This is a genomic window from Serratia sp. BNK-17, from assembly GCF_048684935.1.
Taxonomy (GTDB): Bacteria; Pseudomonadota; Gammaproteobacteria; order Enterobacterales; family Enterobacteriaceae; genus Serratia; species Serratia nematodiphila.
On sequence record NZ_JBLQTR010000001.1, the window covers coordinates 2,881,890 to 2,896,283 of the forward strand.

Consider the following 14,394-nt stretch of genomic DNA (forward strand, 5'->3'; position numbering starts at 1 on the left):
GGCTATTCGGCCGCGCGTTTCTTGCGCGGCTTTTTGGCGACGGTGATGGTTTTCACTTCGCTTTCCACCCAGCCGTCCTGCAGGCGGGTTTTCAGCAGTTCGCCGACCTGCGCCTGCTTGGTGGTTTTCAGCAGTTCGCCGCGCGGAGTTTGCGTCACGCTGTAGCCGCGTGCCAGCGTCGCCAGCGGGCTGACGGTCTCCAGCTGGCTGCAGGCCACGCCGAAGCGCTGGCGGTAGGCGTTGAGCTGCCGCTCCATCGCCTGCTGCAGACGGTATTCCTGCTGCTGCACGCGCTGTTGGTAGCGGTGAATGCGGCCCTGCGGCTGCACCTGCGCCAGCCGCTGCTGGGCGCGCTCGCTGCGGCGGGCGGCCAGGCGCAGCTGTTGCTGCATGCCGTCTTCCATCCGGCGCTGCAGCTTGAACAGCAGCGTCTGCTGACGCGCCAGGCGCAGATGCGGATGCTGCTGCTGTAAACGGTGGTGAATGCGGGTGAACTGCTGCTGGCGCTGCGCCAGATAGTAATCCATCGCCATCTCCAGCCGCTGCTGCTGCGACTGCAGCTGGCGCAACAGCTCAAGCTGATTGCGGCTGACCAGTTCGGCGGCGGCGGATGGGGTCGGCGCGCGCAGGTCGGCGACGAAGTCGGCGATGGTGACGTCGGTTTCATGGCCGACGGCGCTGACGATCGGAATGCGGCTGGCGAAGATCGCTCGCGCCACGCGTTCGTCGTTGAAGCTCCACAGATCTTCCAGCGAACCGCCGCCGCGGCCGACGATCAGCACGTCGCACTCATCGCGGCGGTTGGCGGTCTCGATGGCGCGCACGATCTGCATCGGCGCTTCGGCGCCCTGCACCGAGGTGGGGTAGATGACGATCGGCAGCGATGGATCGCGCCGCTGCAAGACCTGCAGGATATCGTGCAGCGCCGCGCCGCTGGCGGAGGTGATCACCCCGACGCGTTTGGCCGGCGCGGGCAGCGGCTGCTTGAACTGCTGATCGAACAGCCCTTCGGCGCTCAGGCGCTGTTTCAACTGCTCGAACTGTTGCTGCAGCAGGCCGTCGCCGGCGGGCTGCATGCTCTCGGCGATCAGCTGGTAGTCGCCGCGCGGTTCATACAGCGTGATGCTGGCGCGCACCAGGACCTGTTGGCCGTTTTGCGGCCGGAAGGTGACGCGGCGGTTGCTGTTGCGGAACATCGCGCAGCGCACCTGGGCGCGATCGTCTTTCAGCGTGAAATACCAGTGGCCGGAGGCGGGCTGGGAGAGGTTGGAGATCTCGGCGGAGAGCCAAATCTGCCCCATTTCCATTTCCAGCAGTTGGCGAACCGTCTGATTCAGGCGGCTTACGGTAAAAATGGAAGGCGAAACAGGTAGCGACATGTGACCCAGATCAAATTTCAAAACAATCACTTAATTGGTCGATACTACATGGCTGAAAAAGGTAATCAAGACTTTTTGTAAGAAAGTGCTGGAGGCAACCGATTCCGCTCTGTATAATGCCGCGGCAATATTTTATCTTTTTCACAGCCCACCCTGGTGAGATATTGCCCATGCTACGTATCGCTAAAGAAGCTCTGACGTTTGACGACGTCCTCCTGGTTCCAGCCCACTCCACGGTTCTGCCTAACACCGCAGAGCTCGGCACCCAACTGACCAAAACCATCCGCCTGAACATCCCTATGCTGTCCGCAGCCATGGATACCGTTACCGAATCCGGCCTGGCCATCGCGCTGGCGCAGGAAGGCGGCCTGGGCTTCATCCACAAAAACATGTCCATCGAGCGCCAGGCTGAAGAAGTCAGCCGCGTGAAGAAACATGAAAGCGGCGTAGTCACCGACCCGCAGACCGTTACTCCGGCCACCACGCTGCAGGAAGTGAAAGAGCTGACCGCGCGCAACGGCTTCGCCGGTTATCCGGTCGTTACCGAAGACAACGAGCTGGTCGGCATCATCACCGGCCGCGACGTGCGTTTCGTGACCGATCTGACCCAGCCGGTCACTGCGGTGATGACGCCGAAAGATCGCCTGGTCACCGTGAAAGAAGGTGAAGCGCGCGACGTGGTGCTGCAGAAGATGCACGAAAAGCGCGTAGAAAAAGCGCTGGTGGTGGACGACAGCTTCCACCTGCTGGGCATGATCACCGTTAAAGACTTCCAGAAAGCGGAACGTAAGCCGAACGCCTGTAAAGACGAGCACGGCCGTCTGCGCGTGGGCGCGGCGGTCGGCGCCGGCGCCGGCAACGAAGAGCGCGTCGACGCGTTGGTGGCGGCGGGCGTTGACGTGCTGCTGATCGACTCCTCGCACGGCCACTCCGAAGGCGTGTTGCAGCGCATCCGCGAAACCCGCGCCAAATACCCGGATCTGCAGATCGTCGGCGGCAACGTCGCGACCGCCGCGGGCGCCAAAGCGCTGGCTGAAGCCGGCGTGAGCGCGGTGAAAGTGGGTATCGGCCCTGGCTCCATCTGCACCACCCGCATCGTGACCGGCGTGGGCGTGCCGCAGATCACCGCCATCGCCGACGCGGTGGAAGCGCTGGAAGGCACCGGCATCCCGGTTATCGCCGACGGCGGCATCCGCTTCTCCGGCGACATCGCCAAAGCGATCGCCGCGGGCGCATCCTGCGTGATGGTTGGCTCCATGCTGGCGGGCACCGAAGAATCCCCGGGCGAAATCGAGCTGTATCAGGGCCGTTCGTTCAAATCTTACCGCGGCATGGGCTCGCTGGGCGCGATGTCCAAAGGCTCTTCCGACCGTTACTTCCAGACCGATAACGCCGCCGACAAACTGGTGCCGGAAGGTATCGAAGGCCGCGTGGCCTATAAAGGCATGCTGAAAGCCATCGTGCACCAGCAGATGGGCGGCCTGCGCTCCTGCATGGGCCTGACCGGCTGCGCCACCATCGACGATCTGCGCACCAAAGCGGAGTTCGTGCGCATCAGCGGCGCCGGCATTCAGGAAAGCCACGTGCACGACGTGACCATCACCAAAGAGTCACCGAACTACCGCATGGGCTAATGCCTTAACCTCTCCTGAGTGAGAGGCCGGGGTGGGGCGCCAAGCCCCATCCCGAAAACATACATTTTCGCTCTTTTTCTCTTGTTGCTGGAATTCGCCTCACATGACACAAAATATCCATAAGCATCGCATCCTCATACTGGACTTCGGTTCGCAATACACCCAACTGGTCGCCCGCCGCGTGCGCGAAATCGGCGTTTACTGCGAACTGTGGGCCTGGGACGTTAGCGAAGCGCAGATCCGCGAATTCAACCCAAGCGGCATCATCCTGTCCGGCGGCCCGGAAAGCACCACCGAAGCCGGCAGCCCGCGCGCCCCTGACTACGTATTCAACGCCGGCGTGCCGGTGCTGGGCGTGTGCTACGGCATGCAGACCATGGCGATGCAGCTGGGTGGCCATGTGCAGGGCTCCAACGAACGCGAGTTCGGCTACGCGCAGGTGGAAATCGTCAACGAGAGCGCGCTGCTGCGCGACATCGAAGACGCCATCAGCCCGGCCGGCAAACCGCTGCTGGACGTGTGGATGAGCCACGGCGACAAAGTGACCGCGATCCCGTCCGACTTCGTGACCGTCGCCAGCACCGATACCTGCCCGTTCGCCATTATGGCCAACGAAGAAAAACGCTTCTACGGCGTGCAGTTCCACCCGGAAGTGACCCACACCCGTCAGGGGCAGCGCATGCTGGAGCGCTTCGTACTGGACATCTGTCAGTGTGAAGCCCTGTGGACGCCGGCCACCATCATCGAAGATGCGGTCGAGCGCATCCGCGAGCAGGTGGGGGAAGACCACGTGATCCTCGGCCTGTCCGGCGGCGTAGACTCCTCTGTGACCGCGATGCTGCTGCACCGCGCCATCGGCAAGCGTCTGACCTGCGTGTTCGTCGACAACGGCCTGCTGCGCCTGAACGAAGCCAAGCAGGTGATGGAAATGTTCGGCGACCACTTCGGCCTGAACATCGTGCACGTCGAGGCGGAAAACCGCTTCCTGACCGCACTGGCGGGCGTGGACGAACCAGAAGCCAAGCGTAAAATCATCGGCCGCGTGTTCGTTGAAGTGTTCGACGAAGAAGCCTGCAAGCAAGAGCAGGTGAAATGGCTGGCGCAGGGCACCATCTATCCGGACGTGATCGAATCCGCCGCTTCCGCCACCGGTAAAGCGCACGTGATCAAGTCGCACCACAACGTGGGCGGCCTGCCGAAAGAGATGAAGCTGGGCCTGGTTGAGCCGCTGAAAGAGCTGTTCAAAGACGAAGTGCGCAAGATCGGCCTGGAGCTGGGCCTGCCGTACGACATGCTGTACCGTCACCCGTTCCCGGGCCCGGGTCTGGGCGTGCGCGTGCTGGGCGAAGTGAAGAAAGAGTACTGCGATCTGCTGCGCCGCGCCGACGCCATCTTCATCGAAGAGCTGCACAAAGCCGATCTGTACAACAAAGTCAGCCAGGCGTTCACCGTGTTCCTGCCGGTGCGCTCGGTCGGCGTGATGGGCGACGGCCGCAAATACGACTGGGTGGTCTCCCTGCGTGCGGTGGAAACCATCGACTTCATGACCGCGCACTGGGCGCACCTGCCGTATGACTTCCTCGGCCGCGTCTCCAACCGCATCATCAACGAAGTGGACGGCATCTCCCGCGTGGTGTACGACATCAGCGGCAAGCCGCCGGCGACGATCGAGTGGGAGTGATTTGACACTTCCTGCAGCCTGTTAGTAACCAGGCCTTAGTGACTAAAGCCCTCTGTTTTTACAGAGGGTTTTTCTTTATATGGCCATATCTTTTCCGCCTGGTTCCAGTCATGGGTAAAGCAGATTATTGTTTGTGGTCTAAATATGGCCTATGTTCGGACCTTGGTATGATTGGTAGCACCAGGGGGCATAATGAAAGTAGAGACCATCAACTACGTTATAGAATCCTATGAGCAGCAGGAGCGAGAGAACGCCATTGCTCTGCTGAAATTGCTGACGCTGTCAGAGAAGGATAAAGCGGAAGGGCGCGTATTCTCGAAGGAACCGCTGTTGGATGGGCTTTAAGCACTACAGTGCTCAGCATTAAGGGATTGCAATGGAACAGCGGGTGGCCTTGGAGTACACGCGTACCGTAAGGCGCTGTATTGACTCCATTGTCACATCGGCCGGATATCCAGCAGCTGCTGTTTAAGCGTTTAATCATGGCCTGATAGCCCTCAATATGCGCTAGCCCGCCCCCCACTGCGTCAACAGCGCATGCAGCCTGGCCGGCTCCAGCGGCTTGCGCAGCACCAGATAGCCTTCCTGCTCGGCCTCCTGCAGGATCGGTGAATTGAACTCGCCGCTGACCATGGCGCCGCTTACGTCCGGCAGGCGTTCGAACAATGCCTGCAGGATGTCGAAGCCGCTCTCGCCGGAACGCAGGCGCTGGTCGCACAGCACGGCGAACGGCGTGAAGCCGCCGTCGACAATGGCGAAGGCTTCCTCGGCGGAGGCCGCGCAGCGCACGGTGATGCCCCAGGTACTCATCAGGCTTTCCCAGGCGGAGGTCACCAAGGGATCGTCGTCCACCACCAGGCAGGATCCCCGCAGCGGCGCGTAGCGGGTGGGCGTGGCGGTGTTGTCGTACGTCGCCGCGATCTCCGGCGCTTTGTCTTCGCCGAGATATTGCGTGAAGCGCATCCAGAAGCGTGAGCCTTTGCCTTCGACGGAGTGCATGCCGTACTTCACCTTCATCAGCTTGGCGCAGCGCGCCACCACCGCCAGCCCCAGCCCGTGGCCGGCGCTGTCGATTTTCCACGCCAGCTCGGGGCGGTAGTAAGGGGAGAAGATTTTGCTTTTCTCTTCGTCGGCGATGCCCACGCCGGTGTCCCACACTTCCACCAGGCACTCGGCGCCGCGCGGGCGGATGGCGATCAGCACGCCGCCCCGTTGCGTGTAGCGCAGGGCGTTCTGGATCAGGTTGATCAGCGATTGCCTCACCAGCAGCGGATCGCCCATCACGCTGATGCGCCGTTTGGGCCGCCAGGTGCGCAGCGCCAGGGTGCGGCTGTTGGCCTCTTCGCGGAACAGGGTGATCACTGAGTCGAGCAGGGCGCCGATATCCACATGGGTGGCGGCGGTGCGCACGTTGCCGGATTCGATCTTGCTGAGATCGAGCAGCGAATTGAACATCAGATGCACCGAGCGCACGCTCTGCTGCAGATCCAGCAGCTGCGGCGTCAGGCTGTCGTCGCGGTTTTTGTGGATGATGGCCTCGATCAGAAAGCCCATGGCGTGCACCGGCTGGCGCAGATCGTGGCTGGCGGTGGTCAGGAACTGGTTCTTATCCAGCAGCGCCTGTTCCGCCTCTTCTTTAGCCTGACGGAATTGCTCCGCCAGGCGCGAGCTTTGTTCTTCGAGCAGCGCCTGCTGAATAAAGAACGCATGCGAAGTTAACGCGTGGCGGTAAATGGCGAGGCCGTACAGCAAGTTCAGCATCAGCACGATGAACATCACGTCTTCCAGCCGCCAGATGATGCCGAGGTTCAGCAGCCCCCAGGAGGCGAAGAAAAAGCGGGTAAAGGTGCTGATGACCGGCGTCAGGTGCGTTGCGTTGGCGGCGACGATCGCGGCGATGCTGATATTGAGCAGCAGGAAAAAGTCAAAGTTATGGGTCTGCGGGGTAATTAAATAGAGTGAGGAGATCCCCAAGCCGTGAATAAAGGCCACCTTATTAATACGCGGCAGCCAGCGGCGCAGCACGGCGTCTTCATCATTCTCTTTGGCTTCGCACAGGTAGCGCCGATGTCCTATTCGGATCGCCACGGCGCATAGCAGGTAAACCATGATCCAGGTAATGGTTGGGCCGAGTTCATCACCCAGCAAATAAATCCAGATGGCGAATGGGATGCCGACGAAAGGCACGGCGGTGAAGCTGAACACCAGCCGCATGAAGGTGTTGTCCAGCAGGCGGATCTGCGCGCGTGGGGAGATACCATCATTTTGTAAATGCTGGAAAAACCTCATGACGACGGATCCCGCTTGCCGTGCAACAGCGTGATGGCTTCCACCCGGCTGTTGACGCCGATCTTTTTCAATATATTGCTGATATGTTCTTTGACGGTGGGTTCGGAAATAGACAGTTGCGTCGCAATTCTTTTATTTGGCAGGCCGCGCAGCATCATAGTTAATACGTCGATTTGCCTCGGCGTTAAATTGAATTTATTTAAGTGCTCATGATGGCTTCTAATGCTGGTTTCATTACAGTCAGGGAACCAATCCTGATTATTACTCAGCGCAAAAACCGCCCTGGCGAATAATTCAGGCGGTTCGTTTTTTAACACGAACCCATGCCCGCCGGCATTGTTAACTTTCTGCCAGATATCGTTATTCTCGTCACCGCTGACCACCAAAATCCGCACTTGCGGATAACGTTGTTTTACTTCTTTGAGTAATTTCAACGCTGTACCGGAAGAAAGCCAAAAATCGATCACCAGTAAACGCGGTGGGCCATTTTCCCTAATATGGCGGTAGCAATTCTCTTCATTGGTCACCACATGCGCCTGTTTGAATCGGCAATGCGTGCTGAGAAAATTGGCGATGCCGCTTGCTACCAATGGATGGTCATCAACGACCAACGCATAATCCTGCCCCAAAGGATTCTCCTTTCGCCTTCAAATATCAGATAGGTCTGATGAATTATTATCAACCCTCCCTACTTTAGGAGGGTTTTTTCGTTTAGGAAAGGGAAATATATTATTCGAGGATTTGGATAAGAGAAAACATAAAGCTAATCGGTAATTTTAACTGATTGGTTATAAAGGATAATTTATGAAGAAACCACTTATCGCTTTAACCGTTACGATGATGGTAGCCGGTTGTTCCACCCTGAAAACCGATCAGGCCATTCCATTACTGCAGGCGGAAACCGCCAAAATGCTGGGGCTGGGATCGTCGGACGAAATTACCGTGACCAACGTCAATGGCGCACAGCCGGATGCGCTGGGCGGCCAAAAACTTTCATATCGCGCCACCACGGAAAAAGGCCGCATTTTCGATTGCTCGTCGCTGATGATGCCGGGAATTTTAGGTTCGTCGCCGTCGCTGAGCGCGCCGACCTGTACGCCGGTGGTCACGCATAAATAATTCGCTTTGGGGGCGGTATTACCGCTTCCTGGTTTTTCATCGTCGGAGGGTCAGCGCCGGGGGGCAATAAGCTTTTGCTTCGACGATCACTAAACCGGCGTGCGCGAAATAATGCCTCACTTCTCCTCTAGTGTATTGAGTTTCCTATAACAATAAATTTCGCGACATCACGCTAACGAGTACGGAGATAGCCCGTGAATGACAAAACATCGCACCCTTTAGCGGTTAGAACACCGCTTTCCAAACTTTACCTCGCTCTATTTTCCGCGCCGTTGTTGATGCTGGCGCCCGCCGATCTCGCTCGCGCAGACGATGCCATTTTTGACGGCGACTCAAAAATTACCGAATCATTGGCCTACACCGGGGACGTTTACGTCGGCCGTAATCAAAGCGGCAACCTGCTGATCGAGAATGGCAAGATCAGCGCCTATAACATCAATATCGGCCGGATGTTCAACGGCCAAATTCACGACAGCGTGGTCACGGTTCGCGGGCCGAACGCCGAGCTGAACGCGGTGAACGATCAGTTCGTGTTGCGCGGCGGCCTGAATCTGGGGCGGGGCACGCTGCGGGTTGAAGACGGCGCGCTGGCCAGCGCGAAAGAGATCGTGGTCGGCACCACCCGTGGCTACGACAGCCACCTGATCGCCACCGGCGCCGGTTCTCGCGTCACCAGCAATTTTCTCAGTGTCGGCACCGATTTAGGGGCGCGATCCACGCTGGCGATCGAAGACGGCGCGGTGCTGAACACCGCCTTTGACGCGCGCATCGGCAATGGCAGCGGGCCGGGTGAGACCGATACGCTGAGCCCGAAAGCCACGGTCACCGGGGCCAATTCCCAGTGGAACGTCGGCCGCGCGCTCACGCTCTACGGCGATCTGGACGTGCTGAACGGCGCTGCGGTCAACGTCGGCAACATCCAGGTGGCGGGTGTCTCGGGCGCGCGTAAAACCGCTGAGCTGGTGGTCGCCGGCAACGGCTCGCGCTTTACCAGCGGCAGCAGCGTCAACGTCGGCGATTACGGCAACGGCGTGTTGGCGGTCATGGACGGCGGGACATTCTCCGCCGGCGGCAACGAAGTGGTGCTGGGCGAGACCGGTTCCGGCTCGAACCGCGGCGCGCTGATTATCGGCAGCCGCGGCAACATGGACACCGGCACCGGGTTGACCGAGCCGACGCTCGGCGCGGCGGGCGCTGCTGGAGCCATCGATGCCCAGACGGCGATCGCCCTGCGGGGCGGATTGTTCCGCAGCTATGTGTACTTTAACCATACCGACGGCAATTACGTTTTCAGCAACAAGATGAGCGGCGAAGGCGAGGTGATCAACAGCGCCGGGCACACGACGCTGAACGGCGATCTCTCTGAGCTGCAGGCGAACGTCACCGCGCGCGGCGGCAAGCTCATCATCGCCAGCGACATCAATACCCAGAAAGAAGACGACATCTTCGAGATCCAAACCCTCGGCGCCGAGAACGGCGGCACGCTGATCCTGAATGCGACGGCGGGTTCCGACGTCAATAACGGGCAGGGTTACAGCAGCGCCGCGTCGATCAAGGCCGGCGGCACGCTGGGCGGCAACGGCACGCTGGGCCAGACCGAGATCCAGTCCGGCGGTCATATCTCGCCCGGCGACGGCAATATCGGCACCTTGACGCTGAAACGCTACCTGAACTTTATCGGCGAATCCTTCTACGACGTTGATATCGCCGGCGACGGCCGCAGCGACCAGCTGCTGGTGGCGGGCAAAACCACCATCAGCGATCAGGCCAAAGTGCAGGTGACGGCGCTGGATCCGCAAACCAGCTATAAAACCGGCCAAAGCTACCGCATTCTGACCTCGGACGGCGGCATTGACGGCCAGTTCGCGTCGGCGGTCTCCAAGTCTGCCTTCCTCGATGTGGCGCTGAACCACAGCGCCAACGCCGTGGATCTGACCATCGCGCAGAAAGATACGGGCGGTGAAAATCCGGGTGGTGAGAATCCAGGAGGCGAGAATCCGGGCGGGGAAAACCCGGGCGGTGAGAATCCTGGGGGCGAGAACCCGGGCGGAGAAAACCCGGGCGGTGAGAATCCTGGGGGCGAGAACCCGGGCGGAGAAAACCCAGGCGGGGAAAATCCGGGGGGCGAGAATCCAGGCAGCGGCAAGCCGGGCATTTTCCAAACGGTGGCCGAGAGCGGCAACCAGTGGAATACCGCCGGCGCGCTCTCGACGCTGACGCAGAGCGGACCTTCGCTGGCGCTGTACAACTCGCTGCTGCTGCTGAGCGCGCCGGAAGCGCGCGAGGCGTTCAATCAGCTGTCCGGCGAAGTCTATCCGTCGATGCAGTCTAACCTGATCGCCGGCAGCACCCAGCTGTTCAATGTGCTGAACCAGCGCATGCTGCGCCTGTTCGACAACGACAGTCTGCCGGTACCGCCGTTGGCGATGTCGCTGGTGCAACCGGCGCAGGCGCAAAACAGCGGCGTCTGGGGGCAGACCTTCAGTTCCTGGGGCAGAAACAGCGGCAACGGCAACGTGGGCAAGCTGGATGGCAACACCACCGGCTTCCTGTTGGGGGCGGATCGCAAACTGGCGGACCATAACGTGCGCATCGGCGGCTACTTCGGTTACAGCCGCGGCGACTATGACGTCGACAGCCGCCGTTCCAAGGCCGATACCGACAACTACCACCTCGGCCTGTATGCGGCCGGGCAGCAGGATGCGTTCTCGCTGCGCGGCGCGTTGGGTTACACCTGGCACAAGATTGAAGGCAAGCGCAACGTCGATTTCAGCGGCTTCTCGGATCGGCTGAAGTCGGATTACGACGCCAACTCGCTGCTGGCGTTCACCGAAGCGGGTTACCGTTTCGGCCAGCCGGAGATGAACGTCGAACCGTTCATCAACCTGAGCTACATCCGACTGCATACCGACAGCTTCCAGGAGTCGGGTGGCGCGGCGGCGCTGAGCGTGCGCAATGAAACGATGAACACCTTCTACTCCACGCTCGGGGTGCGCGGCGTGACCGAACTGCCGAAGAACGTCAGCCTCTACGGCTCGCTCGGCTGGCAGCATGCCTACGGCGATAAGAACACCTCATCGCGCATGGCGTTTGCCGGCAGCGACGCGTTCGTCACGCAGGGCCAGGCCGTGGATGACAACGTGATGGTGGGCGATATCGGCGTGAGCGTGAAGCTGTCGCGCGCTGCGTCGCTGGATGTCGGCTATCAGGGGCAATTCGGCGCCGATACCCGCGTTAATTCGGTCAACGCCAACCTGCGCTGGTCGTTCTGATTTTCCCTCTAGACTTCTCTGGTACCGACGGGCCCGCATGATGCGGGCCTTTTTTATGGTGAGAACTCAGCGGCGGCCTGTGGCTGACTTTCACGATAAAAAAGCCCGCGCAACGGCGGGCTGAACGGGGGAAGGCGTTTAACGCCCTTTTTTCTTGCGCCCCGGCTGGGTAAAGCGCTTGCGGCCGGCCGGCGCAGCGGCTTTGTCGGCGCTTTTCGGCCCGCCGGCGCTCGGCTTTTTCGCCGCGGCGGATTTGGCCGGGGCCTTCTTCGCCGGCTTGGCCTCGGACGAAGAGCCTTCAATCAGTTTGAACAGCTCAATCAGCTCGTCATCGGTCAGATCGCGCCACTCGCCCAGCGGCAACCCTTTCAGGCTGACGTTCATGATGCGCGTGCGTTCCAGCTTGGTGACCTCGTAGCCGAAGTGTTCGCACATGCGGCGGATCTGGCGGTTCAGCCCCTGCACCAGCGTGATGCGGAACACGAACGGCGCCTCTTTCTTCACCTTGCACTTTTTGGTCACGGTGCCCAGCATCGGCACGCCGGCGCCCATGCCGCGAATAAACTCGTCGGTCACCGGCTTGTTGACCGTCACCAGATACTCTTTCTCGTGATTGTTGCCGGCGCGCAGGATCTTGTTGACCAGATCGCCGTGGTTGGTCAGAAAGATCAGCCCCTGCGAATCCTTGTCCAGGCGGCCGATCGGGAAGATGCGTTTGCTGTGGTTGACGAAGTCGGCGATGTTGTCGCGTTCGCCGTCTTCGGTGGTGGTGACGATGCCGACCGGTTTGTTCAGCGCGATCAGCACCAGATCTTCTTCGTTACGCGGTTCGATCAACTGACCGTTAACCTTCACGACATCGCCGGCAAATACCTGGGCGCCAACGGTGGCGCGTTTACCGTTGATGAAAACGTTGCCCTGTTCGATGTATCGATCGGCGTCGCGGCGTGAGCAGATGCCGCTCTCGCTAATGTATTTGTTCAAACGAATGGATGAGTTGGTCAGCATGGGATCTCCGTAAAACGCGGACTATACATTACCCGGATGACGCTGCGAAGCGAATCATGCAGGGGGGCTGGATAAGGGTATCCTGACCGCGGCTACTACAAAGGTATTTGCAATATGTTTTTTTCGTTTAATTAATTATAGAAAATCGATGAGGATTTTTCTGCAAATTATTCAGGTTATAAATGGATTGTGCCAAATTAAACCATTTAAGCGTTCATGTATAGATTCATTTTAGAAAAGCATTAGGATATTGATAAATTCAAGGAGGGATAAATGAACGCATTAGCCGAGGAAGGGACGTTACGACGTATGACCATGGGGGAAATTAAATTGGCTCGCCATATATATGGAAGCTCAATTATATATGGTCGTGTATGGATACACTGTGATAGCTATTTCCCGTTTGGCTTACAAAACAGAAGTTATGCCATGGCACCTAATGGCGAGTTATGGTTACGGAGGGAACTCTATAAAGACGATTTTTCTGATAACACGATTCTGATAGAAGAAAAACATCTTTTCATCCATGAGTTGGGGCATGTATGGCAGCATCAGCATGGACAATGGGTAAGAATGCGTGGGTTGTTTAGTTGGGCGGCTGAGTACAACTATCGTCTTGATAAGAATAAAATTACTGATTACTCGCTGGAGCAACAAGCTTCGATTTTTGCTGATTACTGGCTGCTGTTGGTTTATGGTATTGAAACGTGGCGTTATTATCAACGTCCTGGACGAGTGGGCAAGTACAGGGGAACCGATAGTTTGCGTGACATTCATGCACTTTATCAAAAAATTATTAAGGGATGAGGGGAGCATGAAAAAATATTTGGTTCTATTCACGGCCTGCCTCCTGGTCGGCTGTCCGGGGCCTGGCGATAAGCTGACTCCGCGCTTCCCCGCCGTCGTCACTGCCAAAGATAACCATGTCTGCATTCTTTCTTCTATGAAGGCAGGGGATAATATTCGCTTCGTTCAGATTTATAGCGAATCAGGCGATAAGCTCATTAAAGCTATCGATAATGACGTTTTCTTCGTTGAGCCGGGGAGGTGCATGCCGGTATTCGACTATGCTTTTCGGCCAGGGAAGCGTTATTCCGTCGCCTACGATATACAGACACCCGAAGGTTCGCATTTGATTACCGCCGCATTCATGGTTGTCTCCGACGAACGGGGCAACCAGAGGGTTAACCATTAACGCATGTTCTTAGGTTTAGTTTGTTGGACTGCGTTAGGTTGTAGAATGAAAGGCTATGAAAAAACTTGCCCTGTTGCTCGCTAACGCATTGGCTGTTGTTGGGCTGGCTGTGCTGACAATAAAGCTTTTTCCTGTACCCAGGCTAAACCAGAATCAAACCGCTTGGCTGATTGACGCCAGTGGTTTTTTCCATTTTAACGATACGGAATGGTTTGGTGCGCTCGTTTTTGGCGCGGTTTATCTGCTGGCCGGGTGTCTGGAATGGCTCTTTATCCGCCAGGTTTTTCAGCGGGTGAGCTGCGGGCTCCGCCACTAACTCTCATCACCGTTCCCCCACCTTCACCACTCGGGTATTCAGCGGGGTGAGCGTCTGCCCGGCGCTGCCGGTCGGCGTCAGGCGCGGCACGGGGCGGCCGCTGTCGCTTTCCACCAGCGTCGAATGCGCCTCTCCCTCGGCGAACAAATGATCCTCTCCCCACTGGCGCAGGCCGACGATCACCGGAAACAGCGCGCGGCCTTTCTCGGTCAGCACATATTCCTGATAGGCGCTGCCGTCCGCGGCGGGCACGATCTCCAGCACGCCGTGCGTCACCAGGGCGCGCAGCCGGGTGGCAAGAATGTTCTTCGCCATCCCCAGCCCTTTTTGAAACTCGCTGAAACGGGTGACGCCGTCGAAGGCGTCGCGCACGATCAGCAGCGACCACCAGTCGCCAATCACATCCAGCGTGCGCGCTACCGGGCAGGGCGCGTCTTCCAGGCTTTTACGTTTCACTGCGTTTATCTCCAGCGACATATTCTGGTTGCATTATAAAACCTC

12 protein-coding genes and 1 pseudogene are annotated in these 14,394 nt (G+C 58.7%); 8 read left to right on the forward strand and 5 right to left on the reverse strand.

Going from position 1 to position 14,394, the window contains the following annotated elements:
* Positions 1-2 precede the first annotated feature (2 nt).
* The gene (gene xseA / locus ACMGF7_RS13660; protein ID WP_055312720.1) at positions 3-1,379 is read right to left on the reverse strand and encodes an exodeoxyribonuclease VII large subunit; all 1,377 of its coding nucleotides are present in this window, start codon (positions 1,377-1,379) and stop codon (positions 3-5) included.
* Between the two features lie 170 nt (positions 1,380-1,549).
* On the opposite strand from xseA, the gene guaB reads away from it, so the two are divergent.
* From guaB to ACMGF7_RS13675, 3 genes and pseudogenes are all read left to right on the forward strand, one after another.
* Entirely contained in the window at positions 1,550-3,013 is a 1,464-nt protein-coding gene (gene guaB / locus ACMGF7_RS13665) for an IMP dehydrogenase (protein ID WP_004941460.1), read from the forward strand.
* A gap of 103 nt (positions 3,014-3,116) precedes the next feature.
* Positions 3,117-4,694, forward strand: a complete 1,578-nt coding sequence (gene guaA / locus ACMGF7_RS13670; protein ID WP_015378768.1) for a glutamine-hydrolyzing GMP synthase — start codon at positions 3,117-3,119, stop codon at positions 4,692-4,694.
* A 213-nt stretch (positions 4,695-4,907) separates the two neighbouring features.
* Positions 4,908-5,039, forward strand: a pseudogene (locus ACMGF7_RS13675) (type II toxin-antitoxin system Phd/YefM family antitoxin); the annotation flags it as partial.
* 162 nt (positions 5,040-5,201) lie between these two features.
* Here the strand turns inward: ACMGF7_RS13675 and ACMGF7_RS13680 are convergent.
* Together ACMGF7_RS13680 and ACMGF7_RS13685 are read right to left on the reverse strand one after the other, a co-directional pair.
* Positions 5,202-6,983 carry a hybrid sensor histidine kinase/response regulator gene (locus ACMGF7_RS13680; protein ID WP_164095085.1) on the reverse strand — a complete coding sequence of 594 codons (1,782 nt, stop codon included), beginning with the start codon at positions 6,981-6,983 and terminating at the stop codon, positions 5,202-5,204.
* On the reverse strand, positions 6,980-7,612 hold the full coding sequence (locus ACMGF7_RS13685; protein WP_049242138.1) for a response regulator transcription factor: 633 nt from the start codon (positions 7,610-7,612) through the stop codon (positions 6,980-6,982). The genes ACMGF7_RS13680 and ACMGF7_RS13685 overlap by 4 nt, the downstream gene beginning before the upstream one ends.
* Before the next feature lie 175 nt (positions 7,613-7,787).
* Here ACMGF7_RS13685 and ACMGF7_RS13690 point away from each other — a divergent pair, with 175 nt between their 5' ends.
* Both ACMGF7_RS13690 and ACMGF7_RS13695 read left to right on the forward strand, forming a co-directional pair.
* Positions 7,788-8,102, forward strand: coding sequence for a hypothetical protein (locus ACMGF7_RS13690; protein WP_015378764.1), 315 nt, complete (start codon positions 7,788-7,790; stop codon positions 8,100-8,102).
* A gap of 194 nt (positions 8,103-8,296) precedes the next feature.
* Positions 8,297-11,374, forward strand: coding sequence for an autotransporter outer membrane beta-barrel domain-containing protein (locus ACMGF7_RS13695; RefSeq protein WP_041922269.1), 3,078 nt, complete (start codon positions 8,297-8,299; stop codon positions 11,372-11,374).
* A 138-nt stretch (positions 11,375-11,512) separates the two neighbouring features.
* Here the strand turns inward: ACMGF7_RS13695 and rluF are convergent, their stop codons facing one another.
* Complete coding sequence (gene rluF, locus ACMGF7_RS13700) at positions 11,513-12,382, reverse strand: 23S rRNA pseudouridine(2604) synthase RluF (protein WP_021504493.1); 870 nt, start codon at positions 12,380-12,382, stop codon at positions 11,513-11,515.
* A 273-nt stretch (positions 12,383-12,655) separates the two neighbouring features.
* Here rluF and ACMGF7_RS13705 point away from each other — a divergent pair, with 273 nt between their 5' ends.
* Genes ACMGF7_RS13705 through ACMGF7_RS13715 form a run of 3 tightly spaced genes read left to right on the forward strand, consistent with a single transcriptional unit; the run spans position 12,656 to position 13,893 of the window.
* The gene (locus tag ACMGF7_RS13705) at positions 12,656-13,189 is read left to right on the forward strand and encodes a type IV secretion protein Rhs (protein ID WP_273890287.1); all 534 of its coding nucleotides are present in this window, start codon (positions 12,656-12,658) and stop codon (positions 13,187-13,189) included.
* 7 nt (positions 13,190-13,196) lie between these two features.
* Complete coding sequence (locus tag ACMGF7_RS13710; protein ID WP_420286476.1) at positions 13,197-13,577, forward strand: putative T6SS immunity periplasmic lipoprotein; 381 nt, start codon at positions 13,197-13,199, stop codon at positions 13,575-13,577.
* A gap of 55 nt (positions 13,578-13,632) precedes the next feature.
* Positions 13,633-13,893, forward strand: coding sequence for a DUF1158 family protein (locus tag ACMGF7_RS13715; RefSeq protein ID WP_033632357.1), 261 nt, complete (start codon positions 13,633-13,635; stop codon positions 13,891-13,893).
* Positions 13,894-13,899: 6 nt separating this feature from the next.
* On the opposite strand, the gene ACMGF7_RS13720 is transcribed toward ACMGF7_RS13715, so the two are convergent.
* Positions 13,900-14,349 (reverse strand): winged helix-turn-helix transcriptional regulator, encoded by a 450-nt coding sequence (locus ACMGF7_RS13720; protein ID WP_072627200.1) that lies wholly within the window; start codon positions 14,347-14,349, stop codon positions 13,900-13,902.
* Between the last annotated feature and the right edge of the window lie 45 nt (positions 14,350-14,394).

Bases quoted from the DNA above. Each gene is read 5' to 3' on its own strand.
- xseA (WP_055312720.1), bottom strand. From the start codon at position 1,379: ATGTCGCTACCTGTTTCGCCTTCCATTTTTACCGTAAGCCGCCTGAAT.
- guaB (WP_004941460.1), top strand. From the start codon at position 1,550: ATGCTACGTATCGCTAAAGAAGCTCTGACGTTTGACGACGTCCTCCTG.
- guaA (WP_015378768.1), top strand. From the start codon at position 3,117: ATGACACAAAATATCCATAAGCATCGCATCCTCATACTGGACTTCGGT.
- ACMGF7_RS13680 (WP_164095085.1), bottom strand. From the start codon at position 6,983: ATGAGGTTTTTCCAGCATTTACAAAATGATGGTATCTCCCCACGCGCG.
- ACMGF7_RS13690 (WP_015378764.1), top strand. From the start codon at position 7,788: ATGAAGAAACCACTTATCGCTTTAACCGTTACGATGATGGTAGCCGGT.
- rluF (WP_021504493.1), bottom strand. From the start codon at position 12,382: ATGCTGACCAACTCATCCATTCGTTTGAACAAATACATTAGCGAGAGC.
- ACMGF7_RS13705 (WP_273890287.1), top strand. From the start codon at position 12,656: ATGAACGCATTAGCCGAGGAAGGGACGTTACGACGTATGACCATGGGG.
- ACMGF7_RS13710 (WP_420286476.1), top strand. From the start codon at position 13,197: ATGAAAAAATATTTGGTTCTATTCACGGCCTGCCTCCTGGTCGGCTGT.
- ACMGF7_RS13715 (WP_033632357.1), top strand. From the start codon at position 13,633: ATGAAAAAACTTGCCCTGTTGCTCGCTAACGCATTGGCTGTTGTTGGG.